This window comes from Pseudotenacibaculum sp. MALMAid0570, assembly GCF_040151415.1.
Taxonomy (GTDB): Bacteria; Bacteroidota; Bacteroidia; order Flavobacteriales; family Flavobacteriaceae; genus Polaribacter.
Map to the genome: position 1 here is coordinate 145,876 of NZ_JBDKWF010000047.1, position 23,986 is coordinate 169,861.

The window sequence follows — 23,986 nt, forward strand, 5'->3', positions numbered from 1 at the left end:
CCATGAAAAAACACTTTTTATTAGCTCTAGGATTTTTGATTGTATCTACAGGATCAGTTCTTGGTCAAAAACTAGAGAATTCGAACCTTTGGAAAATTTCTGGAAACGGATTAGAGCAACCCTCTTATTTATTTGGAACAATGCACATTTTATGTGATGCAACTTTAAGTAATAAAGTAAAAAAAGCATTAGATGAAACAAGTCAGTTAGTCCTAGAATTAGATATGGATGATCCAGAGATGCAATCTCAAATGGTGAAAAGTATGTTTATGAGTGATAACAAAACGCTCAAAGATTTTGTAGACGATAAAGAATATCAGCTTATTGATTCATTGTTTATTAAAAATCTAGGAATGTCTGTAAAAATGATGGAAAGGGTAAAACCGTTTTTCTTGTCTGCTTCTTTCTATCCTACACTATTAGACTGCCCTATAGAATCTATAGAAGAAGAGCTAATGAAAATTGCAAAAGAACAAAAAGAAGAAGTAATCGGGTTAGAAACATTTCAATTTCAACTTAAAGTTTTCGATGAAATCCCATATAAAGAACAGGTAAAAGATTTAGTAAGAAGTGCGAAGGATAATCTTGCTAGTGATAAAGCTAATACCATAAAAATGATGCAAGTGTATAAAGATGAAGATATTAACGGCTTGCTTAAGATGATAAGTGATGATACAGACAGCTATATGTCTAAGAATATGGATAAATTATTGGATGACAGAAATAAAAATTGGATACCAAAAATAAAGGCATTATCTAAAGAAAAGCCTACTTTTTTCGGTGTAGGCGCAGGACATTTGGCTGGCGAAAATGGCGTAATCAAACTCTTAAGAAAAGCAGGATACACGGTTACTCCTGTGATGTAAATCTTCTCAATAAATAAAAACACTAGGAATCAGGAAAATATACTTTTTGATTCCTTTTGTTTTATATAGTATTTTCCTATTGTTGAAATGAAAAAAGTCACTATATTTGCACCCTCAAAATAAACATTAATTAATAACAATTATGAATCATTACGAAACTGTTTTCATTTTGAATCCCGTTTTATCTGATACTCAGATAAAGGAAACAGTACAAAAGTTTGAGGACTATTTGGTTTCTAAAGGTGCCGAAATGATTTCGAAAGAGGACTGGGGCTTAAAAAAATTAGCTTACCCAATCCAAAAGAAAAAGAGTGGTTTTTATCACTTATTAGAATACAAAGTAGCTGGTGAAGCTATTTCGTCATTCGAATTAGAATTCAGAAGAGACGACAGCGTTATGCGTTATTTAACTGTAAAGTTAGACAAGCACGCTGCAGCTTGGGCTGAAAAAAGAAGAGAACGTGTTAAATCATCAAAAAAGTAAGACATGGCATCATCTATTGAACAACAAGCAAAAGGAAACAAGCAAGGTGAAGTAAGATACTTGACTCCGCTTGACATCGAAACTAAAAAAGAAGCAAAATACTGTCGTTTCAAAAAAAGCGGTATTAAGTATATCGATTACAAAGATGCTGACTTCTTAATGTATTTAGTAAACGAACAAGGTAAAATCTTACCAAGACGTTTAACAGGAACTTCATTAAAATATCAACGTAAAGTTGCACAAGCTATCAAAAGAGCTCGTCATTTAGCATTAATGCCTTACGTTGGTGATATGTTGAAATAATTAAAGAAGTAGAATTATGGAATTGATATTAAAACAAGACGTAGAAAATTTAGGATTTAAAGATGATGTTGTAACTGTTAAGAATGGTTACGGTAGAAACTATTTAATTCCTCAAGGTTATGCTGTTTTAGCTACTTCTTCTGCAAAGAAAGTATTAGCTGAAAATTTAAAGCAAAAATCTCATAAAGAAGCTAAATTGATTGAAGATGCTAACAAATTGGCAGAAACAATCAAAGGATTAGATATTAAGATTGCATCTAAAGTTGGTACAGGAGACAAATTATTTGGTTCTGTAAACAACATCAATCTTGCTGAAGCAATTGCTAAATCTGGAACTGAAATTGATAAGAAATTTATCAAAGTTATTGGAGGTTCTGTAAAAAGATTAGGTAAATACAACGCTTCTGTAAGATTACACAGAGATGTAATTGCTGATATTACTTTTGAAGTAGTAGCAGAAAAAAAATAATCGTTAACGATTAGAATAAAAAGCCTACCGTATTTGGTAGGCTTTTTTGTTTCATATTATGAAGTACAGACAACTTACAAAAGAACAATTTGAGTCGTTGCACCATGAGTTTGCACAATTTTTAGCAACGCAAAAGATTGATGTTAACGAATGGAATAACATCAAAGAAACCAATCCAAAGTTAGCCGAAGAAGAATTGAATTTGTTTAGCGATTTGGTTTGGGAAGATGTATTATCTAAAATAGAATATTTAGAACATTTCTCTAAAAATTCAATCAATCTGTTTAAGACAGAGGAAGAATCAATTTCAAGAATTGTTGTGCAGGTACATAAAGAAGTTGATTTACTGTCAAAAGAAGGATATGAATGGTTGCTTAAAAATCCTAAAGACGATTCTGTAGAATACTTTAAAGGAAATAAAGAATATCAAACAAATAGAAATGAAGAGCTTTTTGACCTTATTGAAAAAGGAAGTCAAATTTCTAAAGGAGAATTGTTTGAATATTTTAATCGATTAACTTCCTAAGCAGTGTTTTAATCCCACCAACAGCTGTGTCTTCAATAACTGTTAGGTTGCGATAATCATTCTGATTGATATTGGGTTTTGGATCAATAAAGAATATTGGTACACTACTTTGAATATAATGGATAAGACTTGCCGCAGGATATACTTGCATAGAAGTACCTATAATTACGAGTATGTCGGCTCTTTCTACAATTTCTATAGCTCTTTCAATCATTGGAACAGCTTCACCAAACCAAACAATGTGAGGTCTTAATTGAGAGCCCTTTTTGCATTTATTTCCCAAAACAAGATCATCTTCCCAATGATATACTAAATTAGAATCTTGAGTACTACGTACTTTCCTTAACTCACCATGAAGATGTAAAACTTCAGAACTTCCAGCTCTTTCATGCAAATCATCTACATTTTGAGTAACAATGGTTACTTGAAAAAGATTTTCTAACTCTGCAAGAGCTTTGTGCGCTTCATTAGGATTCACTTCTTTAAGCTGCTTGCGTCTTTGATTATAAAATTCTAAAACTAATTCAGGGTTTCTTTCAAAACCTTCAGGTGTAGCAACTTCCATCACATCATGACCTTCCCAAAGCCCATCTGCGTCTCTAAAGGTTTTAATACCACTTTCTGCGCTCATTCCAGCGCCAGTTAAAACAACAAGTTTCTTCATTATTTTGTTTTATACTATAGTAATAATAACAATTCTAAAAGTAAGAAATTTTAGTATGTTTGTTTGAATGAAACAATTTCATGGATAAAAATTTATTGACATATTTAGAAGGTTATGTGACAGAAAGAAGGAAAAACCTTTTTCGTCAAGTTTTAAATAGTAGAACACGACACTTCACAGTTGTATTAGAAAACATTTATCAGCAACACAATTCAAGTGCAGTGGTGAGAAGTTGTGATATTTTTGGAGTTCAGGATATTCATGTTATAGAAAACACTTACACTAGTAAAGTATCTAGACATGTAGCCAAGGGTTCACAAAAATGGCTAAGTTTCCATCAATATAATAATGATACAAATAACACTTCTCAATGCTTTGATGAGTTAAAAAAGCAAGGATATCAGATTATTGCAACTACACCTCATAACGATTCTTGTTACCTGCATGATTTTGACATTTCAAAAAAATCGGCATTTGTTTTTGGAGTAGAGAAGGAAGGAGTTTCAGATTATACCTTGGAGAATGCAGATGGATATCTGAAAATACCAATGGTAGGATTCACAGAAAGCTTAAATATCTCAGTTGCAGCAGCAATTATTCTTGAAAACTTAACCTCTCGTCTACGAAAATCAGAAATAAATTGGGAGTTGTCTCATAAAGAGAAAGAAGTTTTATATGAGGAGTGGATTGAAAAATCCATTAAAAATGTTGAGAAAATCAAGAAACATTATCTTTCTAAATAAAGCCTAAAATTCTATAACTTTATATCAAACTTAAAATAACAGATAATGAAATGTGATGTGTATTTATCATTTGATGGAAATTGCGAAGAAGCGATGAACTTTTATCAACAAGTCTTTGGAGGTGAATTTACTGTAGTAATGCGATATGCTGATGGTCCACCTCAATACATTGTAAAAGGAACTGAAAGCAAAATTATGCATATGACTTTAAGTATGGAAAATGGAGCCGAATTAAAAGCGGCTGATGTCTTTAATGAACCTGTACAGAAAGGGAATGCTTACCATGTATCTATTGGTGCCGATAGTGAAGAACAAGGAGAAGAATTTTTTAACAAACTAGTTGAAGGTGCACAGATTACCATGCCATTTCAAAATGTATTTTGGGGCGGAAAATTTGGAAGTTTAATTGATAGATATGGAATACAGTGGATGATTAGTACTCCACATAAAGGATAAGTTATGGATCAAAGAGTTACAGATTATATTCAGAAGAAGGAAGCTTGGAGTGAAGGATTAAATACACTTAGAGCAATCTTAAAAAAATTGCCTGTTGAAGAGACTATTAAATGGGGTTCGCCTTTTTATACAAATGGAGGAAAGAATATAGTAGGAATGTCTGCTTTTAAAAACTATTTCGGATTGTGGTTTATACAAGGTGCTTTACTAAAAGATAAAAATAAAGTATTGATTAATGCTCAAGAAGGTAAAACCTCAGCCATGCGTCAGTGGCGATTCAATTCTGTAGAAGAGATTGATGAAGATTTGGTTCGTGAGTACGTCTTAGAAGCGTTAGAAAATAAAGATCAAGGGAAAGTAATTAAACCTAAGAAGAAACCTTTGATTGTACCAGAGTTATTGCAAAAAGAACTTGATAATAACCCTAAATTAAAGGAAATGTATGAGTCTTTTACTTTAAGTAAAAAGAGAGAATATGCAGATCATATATCAGAAGCAAAAAGAGAAGCAACCAAACAATCTCGTTTAGAGAAAATTATTCCTATGATTTTAGAAAATAAAGGATTGTATGACAAGTATAAAAACTGCTAATTCTTTAACCAGACTTTATCTATAGTAGCAGTAGAATCGCAACGAATAACATAAAAATCAACTTGTTTTTCGTTATGTGTTCCTGAGATATAATATTCTGCGCAAGGTTTTTTTCTAGGCTCACTTTTTCCAAAAGAAACATCACCGCTCACAAGAATTGCTTTGATATAGGTAGAATCAATTTCAAACTCCTTCATAGATTTTTCAGCATTTTCAGAATAAAGAAGTGTTTTCTTACGAATTGAACTTAAAGTTCTAGCATCTGGGCCATAAGGAAAAGCTACGTCTTTTCCTTTCCAAATAAACAAAACAATAATGCTTCCGAAGGTAACTCCGATTAAATAAAATCCAACTCGTTTTAATAATTTCATTCTAAAAATTTGACAGCAAAATTAGTTGTATTTTCTGAATATAGCGAGAAATTTATTTCCTTAATAAAGAGAAATGCCCTTCAAATTTAGTTGGAACTCCATTGTGCATAAATTCAACAAGGAACCAATAGTCGGAAGAAGGTTCTTTTTTACCGCTATTATTGTAACCATTCCAACCATTTCCATTCGTTTTTATTTCAGATACTAACCTTCCTAATCTGTTAAATATCTTTATGGTAGCTTCAGAATTATTTCTTAAATCATAGATATTCCATGTATCATTGATTCCATCATCATTAGGAGTAAAGAATTTAGGATAATCTAAAGCCATAAATTCGAAAACAAAGTCACCGCACAAACCTGATAAGTCTCTTACTGTTATTGTATGAGTGCCTGGTGCAACATTGTAAAACTTGTTAAACTCTTGAAAAATACCATTATCCAATGAAAACTCATAATAACCCAATCCTGGATCTATTGTAAGAATTTCAACAATAGAAGTTTGAGCAAAAACACCTGTCAAGAAATTTATTTCAAACCTTGGGGTTGAACTATTCACAACTACTTCTGTTGGATTATAGTTACAATTAGCGCCTATATCTGCAGTAAGTTTTGTTGTTTCAACTACATATGTGCCTTCTTCTATTGCATTGTAATTAGGACCTGTACCAACTAAAGCTCCATTTAAATACCAATTCACTGTAAATTCATTAGGATCTAAGCCTGATTCTAATAAAAGAGGATTTCTAGTTTCTCCTGTCTCAGCATCTACACAGATAGTTCCTCCTTGAATTTCTAGATCTAGCAAAGGGAAAACAGTTACTTGGAAAAAAGTTTCTGTAGAACAGTCTGGATTACCATTTTGGTAAGCATATACATAAATAATTCTTGATCCTAGGGCAGTAATTGTATAATCTGAAGGAGCAATTAAATCAACTCTATTCGGTCTTCTATAATATTCAACTGTAACTCCAGGAATATTTAATGTGGGAAGAGTAATACTTTCGCACGCTTCTAAGTGTGGGAGAGGAGGAAGCACAGGTTCTTCAAAAATTGTAACTGTAAATTGATGTTCATCACTACAAACAAATCGATCACCATTTTCGGCATACACATAAATAGTTTGAGTAGATGTGATGATATCTCCAGCATTTAGTTGAGTTCCTAGACCACCAGATTCAGTAAAATAATTTCCAACAGTTAAAGGAGGGAGTTCATAGGTTAAACAAGCAATAGCATCAGCAGGTTCATCTACTTCAATTCCTAATATATTAATAGTGAAAACATTTTCACTACTACAACCAGCTAAATCGGCATACTCATTATAGATATATAAAGTTTGAGTTTCAGAAATAATATCACCTGCATTCATTTGAACTCCAATACCATTAGGGCCACCTGTTTCTGTATAGTATTGCCCATTACTAAGAACAGGTAATGTATAAGGTTCACAACTAAAAATATCTGTAAAATTATCTATTAATGGGAAAGGTCGTATTTCAACATTAAAACTTGTTTCAGCATCACAGAAAGCATTGGTATTATAAATATAAATTGTTTGCGATGAGCTAATTTGATCTCCTGGTAAAAGCTGAGTTCCTAATCCACCAGACTCTGTGAAATATTGACCATTGACTAAAGGTTGTAAGGTAGGTAAATCATCCTGACATCTTAGAATATCGTCTAATTCATCAACTGGAGGTATAGGATTAATGGTAACTTCTATTTCAATATTATCTGTACAATTAGGTGCTGTTGTTACTTCACTAGCATAATAATATATCGTTTGAGAACTAGTAATTTCTGTCCCAGCTGGAATAGAAGTTCCACCACCCATTGGTTGCGTGAAATACCCTCCTAACGCTTCGGTAGGAACTGTATAAACACCACAAGCATCTAAATCTTGATAAACACTAGTATCAATAATAGTAATATTAAAAGAAGTTTGATCAGTACATAATGTGATTGCATCAATTCCCCACAAATAAATAAGTTGACTTGAAGTTATTTGATCTCCAGGGAATAATTCGGTTCCTGTACCACCTGCTTCAGTAAAATATTGTTCACCATTAATTACAGGAGGAAGCGTATAAGAATCACAAGTAATAACATCGTCTCTTTGTTCAACAATAGGTAAAGGATGAACTTGAATATCAAATTGAGTTTCTACACAAAAAGTTCCATTAGGTTCAGCATAGAAAAAAATAGTAATATCATTATTAAAAATTGTTCCAGCCGGTATTACTGTTCCAGTTCCATTAGGTCCTCCGGTTTCAGTATAGAATTGTGCATCAGGATATGAAGGAACAATAAACTCACCACAATACTCAGTTTCCATATTGTATTCATCTGCCATATAAACAATAAAACTCGTTTCACTAAAACAACCATCAGCATTTTCATTATAGATGAAAATTGTTGTTTGATTTGTAATCAAATCACCAGCATTTAACTGTGTTCCTGTTCCACCAGAAGCTGTAAAGTAGTTTCCATTAGTTAAAGTTGGTAGCGTGTATTCTGTACAAACAAATACATCATCCAGATCATCAACATCAGGCGAAGGGCTTATGTTGATTGTAAAACTAGTAACATCAAAACATACAGGGTTTGTGTTATCAATAAGTCTAGCCCAAATATCAATAGGAGCTGTTCCTCCAGGTAAAGGGAATAACGAAGGATTTGCAACTGGATTGATATTATTTTGAGCATCAGTTTCTGATGTAAAATAAAGTATAGTATAGTTGGCGGGATTCAACCCATTTAATATCTGTGCCTCTACTTGTGTTGGTAAATCAACAGTAGTGTCAGATTCACAAACAATAAAGTCATTAGGCATTGTTGCCTGTATTGCCGCAACAGAAAGTTCAAAATCTAAAATTAAACTACAAAAATTACTTGTATTCCTATTTTGAATCCTTGCATAAATAGTTTCACCACCTACGGCAGGGAATGCGCTAATAAGCCCATTGTCTATAGGAATGTTATTGTTTGCATTAGCTAAAGAATCATAATAGAAAATATCATATTCATTTGGGTCTAATCCTAATACAGTATGGTCATTAAGAGTTAGATTGAATGTAACTGTGTTTCCTGTATCACATTCTAAAAGATCATTTGGAGCATTTACAGATAAATCGGAAATAATAACTTGATCTGTGAGCTCACAACCAGTAGCAATAGTTGTAATAATAAGGTCGTATGTTCCAGATTGTGTTACTGTTAAAGAAGGATTTGTTTCTCCTGGAATAGCAACATTATTTCTTCGCCATTCATAACTAAAGTCGGTAGTATTTGTATATCCTGAATCTAGAAAAATATCATCACCATCACATAATTCTTGATCAGGTCCAATATCTAGAGCTGTATTAAAACTTCCAGCTTCTATAAAAACAGCAGAGTCAAAATCAGAGTCATTATAATCCCCAATAACAAGTTTTATTCTATAAGGATTATTAGGGATGACGCTTGATGAGGCATTTAAAACTACCGTATGACCTCTCATATTCAATGCAGAGTTGGCTGGGTCATTTACATTGTAGGTACTAAATAGTTCAGGGTTTACAGAATTACACGACAAATTATATTGATTATCTCTAATATCTCGTACAGAAATAGGTGTAGTAGTTCCTGGTATTATAGCAAGATTTGTGGTAACTCCAGTATTTAAATCTGTTAATAGAAAAGCAAATACATCACTAAAACCACATTGCCATTCTCCATATTCGTTGGAAGCAAATAGGAAATCGAAAGAAAAACTAGTGGATGAAGGAACAAAATCAAACTGTAAGAAAGCAGCATCAGTTATTGTAGCTGATTGACCAGATTGATCACTAATTGCTTGTAAATCTGCATCACCATTTGTTGTTACTTGACTGTCTAATCCATTTCCAGTATAGATTCCAGCAGTATTGCTAGCCAATCCACTTCGTATGATAATTCCTTCAGAAATAGGAAAAGTAGATCCATTACCGTTAAAGTAGGCAACTGATTGATTAGAGGAGATACTAATGTTTGAATTTGTAGCACAGGAAGTAGATAATAATAAATCTACCAATTGTTGTGCGCTATATCCCGTGTCATCAACAGAGATTGTTTGAGATGACATAAGTTTACTTCCAAAGAAGAACACAAAAAGAAGGATAATTCTTTTTGCCGCTATTTTGGGGGAAATTCTCAATGTAACTTATTTTCTGATTTAAATGATTAGCAAATTAATGTCCCTAAAAGGAAGATCAAACCAATCTGCAACTGTTTTATTTGTTAGAATACCATGATAGAAATACATTCCATTACGTAAACTCTTATCAAATCTAGCAGCATTTTCAAAACCTCCTTCTTCAGCAATATTTAATAAATAAGGGGTAAAAATATTACTTATTGAAAAAGATGCAGTTCTAGCATAACGAGAAGGAATATTAGGAACACAATAGTGTATCACACCGTGTGCATCAAAAGTTGGCTTAGAATGAGTTGTAACTTTTGAGGTTTCAAAGCACCCCCCTCTATCTATGCTTACATCTACTATTATAGAACCTTCTTTCATTTGTTCAACCATGGCTTCTGTTACTATGACAGGTGAACGGTTTTTCCCCCTAATTGCACCAATAGCAACATCACATCTTCTTAATGCTTTTGCAAGTGTTTTTGGTTGTACAGTAGATGTATAAATAGGAGAGTTTAAGCAGTGCTGTAGTTTTCTTAATTTGGTAATAGAATTGTCAAATACTTTTACTCTTGCACCTAGTCCTAATGCAGACCTAGCTGCAAATTCTCCAACAGTTCCCGCACCTAAAATTACAACATCGGTAGGTGGTACACCACCAATGTTTCCGAGAAGTAATCCATTTCCTTGATTCACACTTGTCATTAATTCGGCAGCTACTAGAACTGAAGCTGTTCCTGCAATTTCACTTAATGATTTTACAACAGGGTATACACCATGTTCGTCTTTTATATAATCAAAAGCAACTGCAGTGATTCTCTTTTTAGCGAGTGCTTCAAAGTATTTTTTATTTTGAGTTTTTAACTGCAAAGCAGAGATTAGAATACTCTGAGGATTTATAAGTTCGATTTCTTTTAAGGTAGGAGGTTCTACTTTTAAAACAATACTACATGCAAAAGCTTCTTTTACATCATAGGATACTTTTGCACCAGCATCTGAGTATTCTTTGTCTGAATAATTAGAACCTTCACCGGCACCAGTCTCAACAACAATTCTGTGACCGTGAGCAGTTAATGCCGCTACCGCATCAGGTGTTAAACAAACTCTTCGTTCTTCAAAGTGAGTTTCTTTGGGTAACCCAATAAATAATTCTCCTTTTTGTTTCTTAATTTCAAGCTTTTCTTCTTGTGGAAGTAACTCTTCTTTGCTAAAAGGTGAGAATGAACTCATAAAAACGATTTTAGTTGAATGTTGCGGTGATCATTACTTACTTGTTCTAAGTAAATCTCTGTTGACTTTAAAGGTAGTAAATTTTGAATATTTTCTGGCCATTCTATAAAACACCAAGCATTTGAATCAAAATAATCTTCTATTCCAATGTCATAAGCCTCTTCTTCATTATCAATTCTGTAAAAATCAAAGTGGTATACTATATCATTATTTTGAGTTCTGTACTCATTAACTAATGAAAAAGTAGGAGAGGAGATTACATCTTTAACACCTAATTCTTTACATATTTCTTTAATTAGAGTTGTCTTTCCTACTCCCATATTGCCATAAAACAAAATCTTTTTGCTTTTTGACTTTTCAATAACATCTTTTGCTATTTGATTTAAACCTGATAGCGAATAGTTTTTATTCATATCGCAAAACTATAAAACTATCCTTATTTAGGACTATAAATAGAACAAGGAATAATCATTTCTTCTAAAGAAATTCCTCCGTGTTGATATGTGTTACGATAGTATTTTACAAAATGATTGTAATTATTAGGATATGCAAAGAATAAATCTTCTTTGGCAAAGACAAACGGACTATTAAATGTAATACTGGGTAAAAAGATATCCTTTGGGTTTTTTACTGCAAAAACATCCTTTTCTTCATAGCTAAGACTCCTACCAGTTTTGTAACGCAAATTTGAACTAATATTCTTATCTCCAATTACTTTAGAAGGGTGTTTGCAATTAATTGTTCCGTGGTCTGTTGTAACAATTAATTTCTGACCTAATTGTTGTGCTTTTTGAATGATGTCATACAAAGGAGAATTTTTAAACCAACTTAAAGTTAATGATCGGTATGCCTTATCATCACCAGCTAACTCTTTGATAACTTCCATTTCAGTTTTGGAATGAGAAAGCATATCAACAAAATTGTATACAACAACTGTAAGATCGTTTTGTTTGGTTCCATTATAATTTGTTGCCAAATCTTTTCCGTCTCTTAAAGAAACAATTTTATAGTACTCGTGTTTAATAGAAAGATTTAATCTTCTTATTTGATCTGTTAAAAATTCATTTTCATACATGTTTTTACCGCCTTCATCAGTATCATTTTTCCAATAATCTGGTAATCTATTCTCCATTTCAGAAGGCATTAAACCGGAAAACATGGCATTTCTTGCATATTGAGTAGCAGTAGGCAAAATACTTAAGTACGAATGTTCTTCTTCCTTTTTAAAGTGATTATTAATAAAAGGTTCTAAAACTCTATACTGATCGTATCTTAAATTATCAATGACTACCCATAAAACACCTTGGTCTTTATTTAAATGAGGCACAACATAATTTCTAAATAGAGTATTAGAGAACGTTGGTTTATCATCTGAAGTAAGCCAATCTTGATAGTTCTTTTTTACAAACTTGAAAAATAAGTTATTAGCTTCAGATTTCTGACTTTCAAGTATTTCAAGCATTCCAGTATCATTAATGTCTTCTAACTCTAATTCCCAATGAACTAATTTCTTATATAAATCTATCCATTCTTCATAAGAATTTACCATGGCAAGATCCATTGAAATCTTACGAAACTCTTGTTGATAACTAGAGGTTGTTTTTTCTGAGACTAATCTTGAATGATCTAAGTTCTTTTTCAAACTTAATAATATCTGATTTGGATTTACAGGCTTAATTAGATAATCTGATATTTTAGAACCTATAGCTTCTTCCATAATATATTCTTCTTCACTTTTAGTGATCATAACTACAGGAAGATTCGGTTTCTTTTGTTTGACTTCAGATAAAGTTTCTAAACCAGTAATACCAGGCATGTTTTCATCTAAAAAAACAATATCAAAATTCTCTTCATCAACAAGCTCTATTGCATCTGTACCATTTGTGCAAGTTGTAACACTATAATTTTTTTGTTCTAAAAAAAGGATGTGTGGTTTTAGTAAATCTATCTCATCATCTACCCACAATATTTGTATTTTATTCATAAAGAGAAATTTCTTTTAAAACGTTAAAATTATTCATTTGTTATGGTTATTACACGTACAAAATGATAAAATATTCCCAATTAAAATATTGTACCTTTGGAATCATTAATTTTTGCTATTAGTTTGTAGTAATAATTCTAAAAACAAAGTTTGAAAAAGACTTCAACAAACAAATTAAAAATACTTAACGATCCTATATACGGATTCATAAGAATACCCAACAGTTTAATCTTCGATATTATTGAGCATCCTTATTTTCAAAGATTACGACGTATTTCTCAAATGGGGTTATCAAATTTAGTATATCCTGGAGCTAATCATACAAGGTTTCATCATGCTGTAGGTTGCTTAGATTTGATGCAAAAAACAGTTCGAGTTTTAAGAGTAAAAGGAATTCAAATATCTTCAGAAGAAGAAAATGCATTGTGTGTTGCTATTCTATTGCATGATATTGGACACGGAGCTTTTTCACATGCACTGGAGCATAGTATTGTTAGTGGAATTACTCATGAGGAAATTTCATTAAAATTCATGCACAAGTTAAACGAAGAGTTTGAAGGGCAATTAGACTTGGCTATTCAAGTATTCACTGATAAATACCCTCGCAAGTTTTTACATCAATTAATTTCAAGCCAATTAGATATTGATCGATTAGATTATTTAAAACGAGATAGTTTTTATACAGGTGTTGCTGAAGGTAATATTAGTTCCGATAGATTGATAGCGATGATGAATGTCGTAGATGATGAACTAGTCATAGAGAAAAAAGGAATTTATTCTGTTGAAAAATTCTTGATAGCTAGAAGATTAATGTATTGGCAAGTGTACTTACACAAAACAGGTATAGTTGCAGAGCATATGTTGGTAAAGGTGCTTATGAGAGCTAAAGAACTTGCAGAACAAAAAGTAACGTTATTTGCAAGTAAAGCATTGTCTTTCTTTCTCTACAATAAGATAAATGAAGAGAATTTTGATAATCAAGTTCTAGATATTTTCTCTAGGTTAGATGATTATGATTTATTGTCAGCAATAAAAGAATGGACAAATCATTCAGATAAAGTACTTAGCAAGTTATCTTCAATGATTGTTGATAGAGAATTATTAAAGATTGAGATTCAGGATAAAAAAATATCTAAGCAAAATCAAGATAAAATAATAGATCAATTTTTAGATAAGAATGAACTTCATAAAAGTGAGGCTACTTATTTTGTATTTACCGGAGAAATTTCAAACCAAGCCTATAACAAAAAACAACCAATCAAAATTTTAAATAAAAAAGGAAAACTAAAGGATATTGCAAAAGCATCAGATCAATTGAATTTACAAGCGTTGTCAAAACCAGTAACCAAGCATTTTATCTGTTATCCTAAGAAAATGAGATTAGCCTAATCTTAAGTTTTTTTTTACTTTTGCCACAGATGAAATTTACAGCCGAACAAATAGCTCAAATCTTAGAAGGTGAGATTGAGGGAAACCCAAATGAAGAAGTTTCCAAACTTTCTAAGATTGAAGAAGGCAAAAAAGGATCTTTAACCTTTTTATCTAACCCAAAGTATAATTCATATTTATATACTACAGAAGCTTCTATTACCATAGTTAATAAAGATTTTGAGTTAGAAAAAGAAGTGTCTACTACTTTAATCAAAGTAGACAATGCATATAAATCTTTTTCTAAACTGTTGGAATTTTACAATCAAGTAAAAAACAACAAGGAAGGTAGAGAACAACCTCATTTTATATCTGAATCAGCCATTATTGGTGCAAACGAATATATAGGAGCTTTTTCTTACATAGGAAATAATGTTAAAATTGGTAATAATGTTAAGATATATCCTAATTCGTATATTGGTGATAATGTTATTATTGGAGATAATTGTATAATTTTTTCAGGAGTAAAGATTTATTCAGAATCTGAAGTTGGTAATAATTGTACTATTCATTCTGGTGTGATTATAGGCTCTGATGGTTTTGGATTTGCTCCAAATGAAAAAGGAGAATTTAATAAAGTACCTCAAACAGGTAATGTTATTATAGAAGATAATGTAGATATAGGAGCTGGATCTACAATTGACAGAGCTACACTTGGTTCTACAATTATTAGAAAAGGAGTAAAACTAGATAACCAAATTCAGATAGCTCACAATGTAGAAATTGGAGAGAATACAGTAATAGCAGCACAAACAGGAATAGCAGGCTCTACCAAAGTTGGTAAGAACTGTATGATTGGTGGGCAAGTTGGTATTGCAGGACATTTGAATTTAGGAAACAATCTAAGAATTCAAGCACAATCAGGTATATCAAAGAGTCTTAAGGATAATGAAGTTGTTCAAGGAACACCTGCTTTTGGGTATTCTGAGTTCAACAAATCATATGTATACTTTAGAAACTTGCCTAAGATAGTAGAGACGATTAATAAAATAGAAAAAGAATTCAATACTCAAAACGTAGATGATGAGTAAAAAACAAAAAACAATACAAAACGAAATAAGTTTATCAGGTGTAGGATTGCATACTGGAAACAACGTAACACTTACATTTAAGCCAGCCCCAGAAAATCATGGATTTGCCTTTGTTAGAGTTGACCTTGAAGGAAAACCAACTATTGAGGCAAAAGCTGAATATGTAGTGAATACGCAAAGAGGAACAAACCTTGAAAAGAACGGTGTTCTAATTCAAACTTCTGAGCATGTTTTAGCAGCGGCAGTTGGATTAGATATTGACAACCTCTTGATAGAAATAGATGCTTCTGAACCTCCAATTATGGACGGATCTTCTAAATTCTTTATTGAAGCTTTAGAAAAGGCTGGAATCAAAGAATTAGATGCAGAAATAGAAGAATATGTAGTTAAAGAAATAATTTCGTACAAGGATGATGTTACTGGTAGTGAAATTATTTTAATGCCTGCTGATGAGTACCAAGTAACAACTATGGTTGATTTTGGAACAAAAATCTTAGGAACTCAAAATGCTACATTAGATAATATTTCAGATTTCAAAAAAGAAATTGCAGCAGCCAGAACTTTTAGTTTCTTGCATGAAATAGAAATGCTTCTAGAAAACGATTTAATTAAAGGAGGTGATCTTAATAATGCTATCGTATATGTAGACAAAGAGCTATCTGATGCTACTATGCAAAAATTAAAAAAAGCATTTAAAAAAGATCATATAAAAATTAAGCCTAACGGAATTCTAGATAACTTAACTCTTCATTGGGCTAATGAAGCTGCTAGGCATAAGTTGCTAGATGTTATTGGCGATTTAGCCTTAACAGGAACTAGAATTAGAGGTAAAGTAATTGCTAACAAACCAGGGCATCTAGTCAATACTCAATTTGCTAAGAAATTGGCAAAGTTGATTAAGATGGAAAAACGTAATAATATCCCTCAAATTGATTTAAATGAACCTCCTTTAATGGATATTCATCAAATCATGGATATATTACCTCACAGACCTCCATTCTTATTAGTAGATCGTATTATCGAATTATCTGATAAGCATGTAGTAGGGATGAAGAACGTAACAATGAACGAAGGATTTTTCGTAGGTCATTTTCCCGGAGCGCCAGTGATGCCTGGAGTTCTTCAAGTTGAAGCTATGGCACAATGTGGAGGAATATTAGTATTAAGCACTGTCCCAGATCCAGAAAACTATCTTACTTATTTTATGAAAATAGATAATGTTAAGTTTAAACAAAAAGTTTTACCAGGAGATACTTTAATATTTAAGTGTGAGTTATTAACTCCTATTAGAAGAGGAATTGCCCATATGCAAGCATATGGTTATGCTAATAATAAGTTAGTAGTAGAAGCAGAGTTAATGGCGCAGATATCAAAAAGAAAATAATATGAATCAACCTTTAGCATACGTACATCCACAAGCAAAAATTGCTAGAAATGTAGTAATAGAACCTTTTACCACAATTCATGCTAATGTGCAAATTGGATCAGGAACTTGGATAGGTTCTAATGTTACGATTATGGAAGGAGCAAGAATTGGTAAGAATTGTAGAATTTTCCCAGGAGCTGTAATTTCTGCTATTCCTCAAGATTTAAAATTTGAAGGTGAAGATTCACTTGCAGTAATTGGAGATAATACTACAATTAGAGAATGTGTAACAATTAATAGAGGAACCAATGCTTTAGGGGAAACTAGAATCGGAAAGAATGTTCTGATTATGGCTACAGCTCATATAGCGCATGATTGTATTATTGGAGATAACGCTATTGTAGTTAACGGAGTTGCTTTGGCAGGACACGTAACTATTGGTAATTATGCAATCATTGGTGGTTTAGCTGCAGTACATCAGTTCATTCATATAGGTGATCACGCAATGGTGTCTGGTGGAGCATTAGTAAGGAAAGATGTTCCCCCTTATACGAAAGCCGCTAAAGAACCTTTATCATATGTAGGAATAAATTCTATTGGATTAAGAAGACGCGGATTTAGTACCGATCAAATTAGAGAGATTCAGAATATCTACAGAATATTATATCAAAAAAACTACAACAATACCCAAGCAATGGAGAAGATTGAAGCAGAGATGGAAGCTACTCCAGAAAGAGATGAAATATTATTGTTCATCCGTAATTCTCAACGTGGAATTATGAAAGGATATTGGGGAGGTTAATCAAAATTTAAATATGGCAACAACATCAGACATTAAAAAAGGATTGTGTATTAAATACAATCACGATATCTTCAAAATTATTGAATTCTTACATGTTAAACCTGGAAAAGGACCAGCTTTCGTAAGAACCAAATTAAAAAGTGTTACCACAGGAAAAGTAATCGACAATACATTTTCTGCAGGTCATAAAATTGAAGATGTAAGAGTAGAAACACATAAGTTTCAGTATTTGTACAATGAAGGAGATACCTATCATTTTATGAATACAGCAGACTACAATCAGATTTCACTTCAAAAGAGTACATTAGATGCTCCAGATCTATTAAAAGAAGGCGAAGTTGTTACGGTTTTGATTAACACTGAAGATAGTTTGCCTTTATCTGTAGAAATGCCTTCTCACGTTATTTTAGAAGTAACTCATACAGAACCAGGAGTTAAAGGGAATACTGCTACCAATGCAACCAAACCTGCTACAGTTGAAACAGGCGCTAGAATCAATGTACCGTTGTTCATCAATGAAGGAGATAAGATCAGAGTAGAAACAGAGAAAGGAGCATATACAGAAAGAATCAAGGAATAGTTATGTCTGTAAAATCTCTTGATATCTATCTACAGAAAAAACAGCTTGTATGAAATTTAAAAAAGCTCAAACATTAGAACAAATAGCTGATTTAATACAAGCAAAATTTATAGGTGATGCAAATTTTAGTGTTACCGGAATTAATGAGATTCATGTAGTCACTTCTGGTGATATTGTTTTTGTAGATCATCCAAAGTATTATGATAAAGCACTCAATTCAGATGCAACCACAATACTAATTAACAAAGAAGTTGAATGTCCTGTGGGGAAGGCACTTTTAATTTCTGATGACCCTTTTAGAGATTTCAATAAGATAACCAAACATTTTAATCCATTTATCAGTTCTAAAGAAAGCATTTCAGAAAGTGCAATTATTGGAGAAGGAACTGTAATTCAACCCAATGTTTTTATAGGAAACAATGTTATCATAGGCAAAAACTGTTTGATACATCCTAACGTAACAATCTATAACAATATAATTATTGGCGATAATGTTACAATTCATGCTAATACTGTATTAGGAGCAGATGCATTTTATTATAAGAAAAGATCAGAAGGTTTCGATCAATTAGTTTCAGGAGGTAGAGTAGTTATAGAAAACAATGTAGACCTTGGAGCTTCTTGTACAATTGATAGAGGAGTAACAGGTGATACTACAATAGGAGAAGGAACGAAAATAGACAATCAAGTTCATGTCGGGCATGATACAGTGATTGGAAAAAAATGTTTAATTGCTTCTCAAACAGGAATAGCTGGATGTGTTGTAATAGAAGACGAAGTTACGCTTTGGGGTCAAGTAGGAACTAATAGCGGAATTACAATAGGAAAAGGAGCTGTTATTTTGGGTCAAACAGGAGTAACAAAGTCTGTTTCTGGTGGTAAAACCTATTTTGGAACACCCATTTCTGAGTCAAGAGATAAGCTGAAAGAATTGGCTCACTTAAAGAGATTAATAAAAGAGGAAAAGAAAGCATAATTTTCCTTTTTTTGATTCATCTAATCAACTATTTTTGCAACTAAATTATCAGAAATTAAAAACAAACCAATGAGTGTTTTAGTAAATAAAGATTCAAAAATTATTGTACAAGGTTTTACGGGAAGTGAAGGTACATTCCATGCAGGTCAAATGATTGATTATGGAACAAATGTAGTAGGCGGTGTAACTCCAGGAAAAGGAGGCCAAGAACATCTTGGAAAGCCAGTTTTTAATACAGTGAAAGAATCTGTAGAAAAAGTAGGAGCAGATACTTCAATCATTTTTGTACCACCAGCGTTTGCTGCTGATGCAATTATGGAATCTGCAGATGCAGGAATTAAAGTAATTATTTGTATTACAGAAGGTATTCCTACTGCTGATATGACCAAAGTAAAAGCTTATTTAGCTGATAAAGATTGTACGTTAGTTGGACCTAACTGCCCAGGGGTAATCACTCCAGACGAAGCTAAAGTAGGTATCATGCCTGGTTTTATTTTCAAAAAAGGGAAAGTAGGTATTGTTTCTAAATCAGGAACATTAACTTACGAAGCAGCAGACCAAGTTGTAAAACAAGGTTTTGGTATCACTACTGCTATTGGTATTGGTGGTGATCCAATTATTGGAACAACAACAAAACAGGCAGTTGAATTGTTAATGAATGATGATGAAACGGAAGCTATTGTAATGATAGGAGAAATTGGAGGGCAATTGGAAGCCGAAGCTGCAAAATGGATCAAAGCTGATGGAAATAGAAAACCAGTAGTTGGATTTATTGCAGGTCAAACTGCCCCAGCTGGAAGAACTATGGGACATGCAGGAGCTATTGTAGGTGGTGCTGATGACACTGCACAAGCAAAAATGAAGATATTAGCTGAAAATGGAATTCATGTTGTTGAATCTCCAGCGAAGATTGGAGAAATGGTAGCTAATGTTATGAATAAATAAGATTTACTGTTAAAGTTTCTTAATAAAACAATATAAAATCCGTTGAATTTGTAAATTCAACGGATTTTTACATTTACAAAAATAAACAAGCTATTATGAAACAAATTAAATTGCTTTTTGCATCCCTACTTTTCCTATCGTTGATAGGGTGTGAAAATGACAAAATCAAAACCTATGAAGTATCAAATAATACTGATGCCAATGGGTTCAGTTATGAAACAGTAGAGAATGATCCAACAGGATTACGTCTGTACACATTAGACAATGGTTTAAAAGTTTACTTGAGCAAGAATTCTGATGAACCAAAAATTCAAACCTATATCGCTGTAAGAGCTGGATCTAATTATGATCCTAAAGAATCTACAGGGTTAGCTCATTATTTAGAGCACATGGTTTTTAAAGGAACTCACAAAATTGGTACTGCTGATTGGGAAAAAGAGAAAGTATACTTAAAGAAAATCTCTGACTTATACGAAAAGCATAGAGCTGAGAAAGATCCAAAAAAGAAATTAGCTATCTATAAAGAAATAGATAAAGTTTCTCTAGAAGCATCTAATTACTCAATTGCTAACGAGTATGATAAAATGACAGCTTCTTTAGGAGCAACAGGAACAAATGCTCATACTTGGTTTGAAGAAACAGTTTACAAGAACAAAATTCCAGCTAATGAATTAAACAAATGGTTAGATTTAGAAGCTGAGCGTTTTAGTACGCTAGTACTACGCTTATTCCATACCGAGTTAGAAGCTGTTTTTGAAGAGTTTAATAGAGGTCAGGATAATGATTTTAGAAAACAGTATGCTGCAATGTTAGATGGTTTATTTCCAAATCATCCATACGGGCAACAAACAACTATTGGTACTGGTGAGCACTTGAAAAACCCATCAATGGTAGATATTCATAACTACTTTGATAAATATTACGTGCCAAATAATATGGCAATTGTATTGGTTGGTGATTTAGATTTTGACGCAACTATCAAAAAAGTAAATGATGCTTTTGGTAAGTTTGAGAAAAAAGAACTTGCACATCCAACTTTACCTAAAGAGGAGCCTATTACAGCGCCTATTGTAAAAGAGGTATTTGGACCAACTTCAGAATCAATTTCTATTGCTTATAGAACTGAAGGAATTAATTCTGAACAAAAGAAGTTTGTAACCTTAGCTGATATGATTTTAGCTAACGGAAACGCTGGAATTATTGATTTAAACTTAAATCAAAAACAAGTAGTACAAAGAGCTAGTTGTTCACCAACATTTTTAAATGATTATGGTTTCCATAGCTTTACAGGAGCGCCAAAAGCTGGTCAAACTCTAGATGAAGTTAAAGACCTTTTATTAGAGCAAATTGAAAGACTTAAAAAAGGAGAGTTTGAAGACTGGATGATTGAAGCTGTTGTAAACGACTTAAAACTAAGCCAGACAAGACAATACGAGAACAATACTGCGTTGGCTAGTGCTTATTTCAATGCATTTATTCATCACGAAGATTGGAGTGATAAAGCTAAATTCTTAGATGACTTAAAGAAGATATCAAAACAAGAATTGGTAGATTTTGCTAACAACTTCTATAAAGATAACTATGTAATTACTTACAAAAGAAAGGGTGAAGACAAAAATATAGTAAAAGTAAAGAACCCTGGAATTACACCTGTAAACTTAAATAGAGGAAAAAGTTCAGACTATTTAACAGCATTTAATAAAATAGAATCAGAACCTTTACAACCAAAATTTGTAGATTACAAAGAGGCTATTAAAGAAACTTCAACAGATAATGGAATTAAAGTTTCTTATGTAGAGAATGAACTAAACGATCTATTCTCTTTAAATATCATTTTTGATATGGGAAGTGACAATGATAAGAAACTAAGCTTAGCAGCTAACTATTTATCATACTTAGGAACAGAAAAGTATACTGCTGAAGAAATCAAAAAAGAGTTCTATAAGTTAGGAGTCTCTTATTTTGTTAGTGCTGGTAACGATAAAACCTATGTAGGGTTAAGTGGATTAAAAGAAAACTTAGCTAAAGGATTAGAATTATTAGAGCATTTATGGGATAATGCCAAAGCAGATCAAGATGCTTATGATAAATATGTTGATCAAATTGCAAAAGGACGTGTTGATGGGAAAACTCAAAAAGGAAATATTCTTTTCAATGGGTTGATGAATTATGGAATGTATGGTGAGAATTCTCGTTTAAGAGACATCATGCAAGTAGATGAGTTGAAAGCTATTAATCCTGAAGAATTGGTAGCATTGGTAAAAGATATGAAGAATTACAAGCAGCGTGTATTCTATTACGGAAAAGACGTAGATGCTGCAGTTGCTTCATTAGATACACACCATAAAATCTATGGAGATTTAAAAGAGTATCCACCAGCAAAAGTTTATAAGAGAACAGAAACTGGAGGAAATGTTTTCTACACAAACTATGATATGGTTCAAACAGAAATGCTATTCTTAGCAAAAGGAGAGCCATTCAAACCAGAAAACTTAGCTGCATCAACATTATTCAACACCTATTTTGGAAGCGGATTGTCTTCAATTGTTTTCCAAGAAATTAGAGAGTCTAAATCATTGGCATATTCAGCATTTGCTTCATTTAGTAATGCTGCTAAAAAGGACGATCCTAACTATGTAATGGCATATGTAGGAACTCAAGCAAATAAACTGTCTCAAGCTGTAGACGCTATGATGGAGCTTATGAACAACATGCCTGAAGCTGAAAAGCAATTCAATGCTGCTAAAGAATCAACTTTAAAGAAACTAGCAGCTCAAAGAATTACCAAGTCAGGTATTTTCTGGTCTTATGAAGCCTTAAAACAAAGAGGAATAGACAATGATAATAGAGAAGAAATGTACAATACGATCAAGAATATGACAATGGAAGATCTAAAGAATTTCTTCAATAAAAACATTCAAGGACAATCCTATAATGTTATGGTTATTGGTAATAAGAAAGATCTTGATGTAAAATCTTTGAAAAAACTAGGAAAGATTAAAGAAATGGATGTAGATTATTTGTTTAACTATGTAAGTGAAGAAAAAGTAAAACAATAATCAATAGATCAAAATTTTATACAAGCTCGTAAGGCAGAAATGCCTTACGAGTTTTTTTATTTCAACAAATATGTTTTAGTATATTTGGCCCATAAACTAACGAATTACATGAAACTACTAGAAAATAAAACAGCAATCATTACGGGAGCTACACGTGGTATTGGTAGAGGTATTGCAATAGAATTTGCAAAACAAGGAGCTAATGTAGCATTTACGTATAATTCTTCTGTAGATGCAGCAAATGCTCTAGAAAAAGAATTAATTTCTTTAGGAGTAAAAGCAAAAGGATATCAGTCCAATGCAGCTGAATTTGATACAGCTCAAGAATTGGCAAAAAACGTCTTAGAAGAATTTGGAACGATAGACGTTTTGATTAACAATGCTGGTATTACAAAAGACAATTTGTTAATGAGAATATCTGAAGACGACTTTGATAAAGTAATTGAAGTTAATTTGAAATCGGTATTCAATTTAACAAAAGCAGTTATCAGACCTATGATGAAACAAAGAGGAGGTTCAATCATTAATATGAGCTCTGTTGTTGGATTGAAAGGAAATGCCGGGCAAGCGAATTATGCAGCTTCAAAAGCAGGGATTTTAGGTTTTTCTAAATCTGTAGCTTTAGAATTAGGCTCTAGAAATATTAGAAGTAATGTGATTGCCCCAGGATTTATAGAAACAGAAATGACAGGTAAATTAGATGAAGCTGTTGTACAAAGTTGGAGAGATGCTATTCCTTTGAAAAGAGGAGGAACACCAGAAGATATTGCAAATGCTTGCGTGTTTTTAGCATCAGATATGAGTAGTTATATTACTGGTCAGACTCTTAGTGTAGATGGAGGAATGCTCACTTAAGAAAAGATTAACACAATTTCATAGAAGCCTAGGTTGATTTCATGCCTAGGCTTTTCTTTTTTAGAATACTTCTTTTTATCTTTCGCTTAAATAGA

The 23,986-nt window shown here is 32.4% G+C and carries 23 protein-coding genes; 17 read left to right on the forward strand and 6 right to left on the reverse strand.

What is annotated here, in order from left to right; genetic code table 11:
• Positions 1 to 2: 2 nt before the first annotated feature.
• From AAON49_RS07130 to AAON49_RS07150, 5 genes are all read left to right on the forward strand, one after another.
• Positions 3 to 866, forward strand: a complete 864-nt coding sequence (locus tag AAON49_RS07130) for a TraB/GumN family protein (protein WP_349553707.1) — start codon at positions 3 to 5, stop codon at positions 864 to 866.
• Positions 867 to 1,008: 142 nt separating this feature from the next.
• On the forward strand, positions 1,009 to 1,350 hold the full coding sequence (gene rpsF / locus AAON49_RS07135; RefSeq protein ID WP_349553709.1) for a 30S ribosomal protein S6: 342 nt from the start codon (positions 1,009 to 1,011) through the stop codon (positions 1,348 to 1,350).
• Between the two features lie 3 nt (positions 1,351 to 1,353).
• On the forward strand, positions 1,354 to 1,653 hold the full coding sequence (gene rpsR, locus AAON49_RS07140; RefSeq protein WP_349553710.1) for a 30S ribosomal protein S18: 300 nt from the start codon (positions 1,354 to 1,356) through the stop codon (positions 1,651 to 1,653).
• A gap of 16 nt (positions 1,654 to 1,669) precedes the next feature.
• Entirely contained in the window at positions 1,670 to 2,122 is a 453-nt protein-coding gene (gene rplI / locus AAON49_RS07145) for a 50S ribosomal protein L9 (RefSeq protein WP_349553712.1), read from the forward strand.
• Between the two features lie 58 nt (positions 2,123 to 2,180).
• Positions 2,181 to 2,648, forward strand: coding sequence for a DUF6495 family protein (locus tag AAON49_RS07150; protein WP_349553714.1), 468 nt, complete (start codon positions 2,181 to 2,183; stop codon positions 2,646 to 2,648).
• On the opposite strand, the gene AAON49_RS07155 is transcribed toward AAON49_RS07150, so the two are convergent.
• Complete coding sequence (locus tag AAON49_RS07155) at positions 2,629 to 3,312, reverse strand: SIR2 family NAD-dependent protein deacylase (protein ID WP_349553716.1); 684 nt, start codon at positions 3,310 to 3,312, stop codon at positions 2,629 to 2,631. The genes AAON49_RS07150 and AAON49_RS07155 overlap by 20 nt on opposite strands.
• A gap of 80 nt (positions 3,313 to 3,392) precedes the next feature.
• Between AAON49_RS07155 and AAON49_RS07160 the strand changes: the two genes are divergently transcribed.
• The 3 genes from AAON49_RS07160 to AAON49_RS07170 are packed head-to-tail and all read left to right on the forward strand — an operon-like array spanning position 3,393 to position 5,102.
• Complete coding sequence (locus tag AAON49_RS07160; protein WP_349553718.1) at positions 3,393 to 4,055, forward strand: TrmH family RNA methyltransferase; 663 nt, start codon at positions 3,393 to 3,395, stop codon at positions 4,053 to 4,055.
• A 45-nt stretch (positions 4,056 to 4,100) separates the two neighbouring features.
• Positions 4,101 to 4,511 carry a VOC family protein gene (locus AAON49_RS07165; RefSeq protein ID WP_349553720.1) on the forward strand — a complete coding sequence of 137 codons (411 nt, stop codon included), beginning with the start codon at positions 4,101 to 4,103 and terminating at the stop codon, positions 4,509 to 4,511.
• Between the two features lie 3 nt (positions 4,512 to 4,514).
• On the forward strand, positions 4,515 to 5,102 hold the full coding sequence (locus tag AAON49_RS07170) for a YdeI/OmpD-associated family protein (protein ID WP_349553722.1): 588 nt from the start codon (positions 4,515 to 4,517) through the stop codon (positions 5,100 to 5,102).
• On the opposite strand, the gene AAON49_RS07175 is transcribed toward AAON49_RS07170, so the two are convergent.
• From AAON49_RS07175 to porX, 5 genes are all read right to left on the reverse strand, one after another.
• The gene (locus tag AAON49_RS07175) at positions 5,099 to 5,473 is read right to left on the reverse strand and encodes a DUF4258 domain-containing protein (protein ID WP_349553724.1); all 375 of its coding nucleotides are present in this window, start codon (positions 5,471 to 5,473) and stop codon (positions 5,099 to 5,101) included. The genes AAON49_RS07170 and AAON49_RS07175 overlap by 4 nt on opposite strands.
• Before the next feature lie 52 nt (positions 5,474 to 5,525).
• Positions 5,526 to 9,578 (reverse strand): choice-of-anchor L domain-containing protein, encoded by a 4,053-nt coding sequence (locus tag AAON49_RS07180; protein ID WP_349553726.1) that lies wholly within the window; start codon positions 9,576 to 9,578, stop codon positions 5,526 to 5,528.
• Positions 9,579 to 9,668: 90 nt separating this feature from the next.
• Positions 9,669 to 10,865: an alanine dehydrogenase gene (locus tag AAON49_RS07185; RefSeq protein WP_349553728.1), complete on the reverse strand. Its 1,197-nt coding sequence runs from the start codon at positions 10,863 to 10,865 to the stop codon at positions 9,669 to 9,671.
• The gene (gene tsaE, locus AAON49_RS07190; protein WP_349553730.1) at positions 10,862 to 11,278 is read right to left on the reverse strand and encodes a tRNA (adenosine(37)-N6)-threonylcarbamoyltransferase complex ATPase subunit type 1 TsaE; all 417 of its coding nucleotides are present in this window, start codon (positions 11,276 to 11,278) and stop codon (positions 10,862 to 10,864) included. Before tsaE ends, AAON49_RS07185 begins: the two co-directional genes overlap by 4 nt.
• Positions 11,279 to 11,301: 23 nt before the next feature.
• Complete coding sequence (gene porX / locus AAON49_RS07195) at positions 11,302 to 12,849, reverse strand: T9SS response regulator signal transducer PorX (protein ID WP_349553732.1); 1,548 nt, start codon at positions 12,847 to 12,849, stop codon at positions 11,302 to 11,304.
• Positions 12,850 to 12,999: 150 nt separating this feature from the next.
• Here porX and AAON49_RS07200 point away from each other — a divergent pair, with 150 nt between their 5' ends.
• The 9 genes from AAON49_RS07200 (at position 13,000) to fabG (ending at position 23,891) form a co-directional block, all read left to right on the forward strand.
• Complete coding sequence (locus AAON49_RS07200; RefSeq protein WP_349553734.1) at positions 13,000 to 14,238, forward strand: HD domain-containing protein; 1,239 nt, start codon at positions 13,000 to 13,002, stop codon at positions 14,236 to 14,238.
• Positions 14,239 to 14,267: 29 nt separating this feature from the next.
• A complete protein-coding gene (gene lpxD / locus AAON49_RS07205) occupies positions 14,268 to 15,308 on the forward strand; it encodes a UDP-3-O-(3-hydroxymyristoyl)glucosamine N-acyltransferase (protein WP_349553736.1) in 1,041 nt (346 codons plus the stop codon).
• Positions 15,301 to 16,692, forward strand: a complete 1,392-nt coding sequence (locus tag AAON49_RS07210; RefSeq protein WP_349553738.1) for a bifunctional UDP-3-O-[3-hydroxymyristoyl] N-acetylglucosamine deacetylase/3-hydroxyacyl-ACP dehydratase — start codon at positions 15,301 to 15,303, stop codon at positions 16,690 to 16,692. The genes lpxD and AAON49_RS07210 overlap by 8 nt, the downstream gene beginning before the upstream one ends.
• Before the next feature lies 1 nt (position 16,693).
• Entirely contained in the window at positions 16,694 to 17,476 is a 783-nt protein-coding gene (gene lpxA / locus AAON49_RS07215; protein ID WP_349553740.1) for an acyl-ACP--UDP-N-acetylglucosamine O-acyltransferase, read from the forward strand.
• A 13-nt stretch (positions 17,477 to 17,489) separates the two neighbouring features.
• Positions 17,490 to 18,056 (forward strand): elongation factor P, encoded by a 567-nt coding sequence (gene efp, locus AAON49_RS07220; RefSeq protein ID WP_349553742.1) that lies wholly within the window; start codon positions 17,490 to 17,492, stop codon positions 18,054 to 18,056.
• A gap of 49 nt (positions 18,057 to 18,105) precedes the next feature.
• Positions 18,106 to 19,032: a UDP-3-O-(3-hydroxymyristoyl)glucosamine N-acyltransferase gene (locus tag AAON49_RS07225; RefSeq protein ID WP_349553744.1), complete on the forward strand. Its 927-nt coding sequence runs from the start codon at positions 18,106 to 18,108 to the stop codon at positions 19,030 to 19,032.
• Positions 19,033 to 19,101: 69 nt separating this feature from the next.
• Complete coding sequence (gene sucD, locus AAON49_RS07230) at positions 19,102 to 19,977, forward strand: succinate--CoA ligase subunit alpha (protein WP_349553746.1); 876 nt, start codon at positions 19,102 to 19,104, stop codon at positions 19,975 to 19,977.
• A 95-nt stretch (positions 19,978 to 20,072) separates the two neighbouring features.
• Positions 20,073 to 23,036, forward strand: a complete 2,964-nt coding sequence (locus tag AAON49_RS07235; RefSeq protein WP_349553748.1) for a M16 family metallopeptidase — start codon at positions 20,073 to 20,075, stop codon at positions 23,034 to 23,036.
• Positions 23,037 to 23,144: 108 nt separating this feature from the next.
• Positions 23,145 to 23,891 carry a 3-oxoacyl-[acyl-carrier-protein] reductase gene (gene fabG / locus AAON49_RS07240; RefSeq protein WP_349553750.1) on the forward strand — a complete coding sequence of 249 codons (747 nt, stop codon included), beginning with the start codon at positions 23,145 to 23,147 and terminating at the stop codon, positions 23,889 to 23,891.
• The last annotated feature ends 95 nt before the right edge of the window (positions 23,892 to 23,986 follow it).

What these genes read in the sequence shown, in the direction of transcription:
- AAON49_RS07130 (WP_349553707.1), top strand. Translation starts at nt 3, where the DNA reads ATGAAAAAACACTTTTTATTAGCTCTAGGATTTTTGATTGTATCTACA.
- rpsF (WP_349553709.1), top strand. Translation starts at nt 1,009, where the DNA reads ATGAATCATTACGAAACTGTTTTCATTTTGAATCCCGTTTTATCTGAT.
- rpsR (WP_349553710.1), top strand. Translation starts at nt 1,354, where the DNA reads ATGGCATCATCTATTGAACAACAAGCAAAAGGAAACAAGCAAGGTGAA.
- rplI (WP_349553712.1), top strand. Translation starts at nt 1,670, where the DNA reads ATGGAATTGATATTAAAACAAGACGTAGAAAATTTAGGATTTAAAGAT.
- AAON49_RS07150 (WP_349553714.1), top strand. Translation starts at nt 2,181, where the DNA reads ATGAAGTACAGACAACTTACAAAAGAACAATTTGAGTCGTTGCACCAT.
- AAON49_RS07155 (WP_349553716.1), bottom strand. Translation starts at nt 3,312, where the DNA reads ATGAAGAAACTTGTTGTTTTAACTGGCGCTGGAATGAGCGCAGAAAGT.
- AAON49_RS07160 (WP_349553718.1), top strand. Translation starts at nt 3,393, where the DNA reads ATGGATAAAAATTTATTGACATATTTAGAAGGTTATGTGACAGAAAGA.
- AAON49_RS07165 (WP_349553720.1), top strand. Translation starts at nt 4,101, where the DNA reads ATGAAATGTGATGTGTATTTATCATTTGATGGAAATTGCGAAGAAGCG.
- AAON49_RS07170 (WP_349553722.1), top strand. Translation starts at nt 4,515, where the DNA reads ATGGATCAAAGAGTTACAGATTATATTCAGAAGAAGGAAGCTTGGAGT.
- AAON49_RS07175 (WP_349553724.1), bottom strand. Translation starts at nt 5,473, where the DNA reads ATGAAATTATTAAAACGAGTTGGATTTTATTTAATCGGAGTTACCTTC.
- AAON49_RS07180 (WP_349553726.1), bottom strand. Translation starts at nt 9,578, where the DNA reads ATGTCATCTCAAACAATCTCTGTTGATGACACGGGATATAGCGCACAA.
- AAON49_RS07185 (WP_349553728.1), bottom strand. Translation starts at nt 10,865, where the DNA reads ATGAGTTCATTCTCACCTTTTAGCAAAGAAGAGTTACTTCCACAAGAA.
- tsaE (WP_349553730.1), bottom strand. Translation starts at nt 11,278, where the DNA reads ATGAATAAAAACTATTCGCTATCAGGTTTAAATCAAATAGCAAAAGAT.
- porX (WP_349553732.1), bottom strand. Translation starts at nt 12,849, where the DNA reads ATGAATAAAATACAAATATTGTGGGTAGATGATGAGATAGATTTACTA.
- lpxD (WP_349553736.1), top strand. Translation starts at nt 14,268, where the DNA reads ATGAAATTTACAGCCGAACAAATAGCTCAAATCTTAGAAGGTGAGATT.
- AAON49_RS07210 (WP_349553738.1), top strand. Translation starts at nt 15,301, where the DNA reads ATGAGTAAAAAACAAAAAACAATACAAAACGAAATAAGTTTATCAGGT.
- lpxA (WP_349553740.1), top strand. Translation starts at nt 16,694, where the DNA reads ATGAATCAACCTTTAGCATACGTACATCCACAAGCAAAAATTGCTAGA.
- efp (WP_349553742.1), top strand. Translation starts at nt 17,490, where the DNA reads ATGGCAACAACATCAGACATTAAAAAAGGATTGTGTATTAAATACAAT.
- AAON49_RS07225 (WP_349553744.1), top strand. Translation starts at nt 18,106, where the DNA reads ATGAAATTTAAAAAAGCTCAAACATTAGAACAAATAGCTGATTTAATA.
- sucD (WP_349553746.1), top strand. Translation starts at nt 19,102, where the DNA reads ATGAGTGTTTTAGTAAATAAAGATTCAAAAATTATTGTACAAGGTTTT.
- AAON49_RS07235 (WP_349553748.1), top strand. Translation starts at nt 20,073, where the DNA reads ATGAAACAAATTAAATTGCTTTTTGCATCCCTACTTTTCCTATCGTTG.
- fabG (WP_349553750.1), top strand. Translation starts at nt 23,145, where the DNA reads ATGAAACTACTAGAAAATAAAACAGCAATCATTACGGGAGCTACACGT.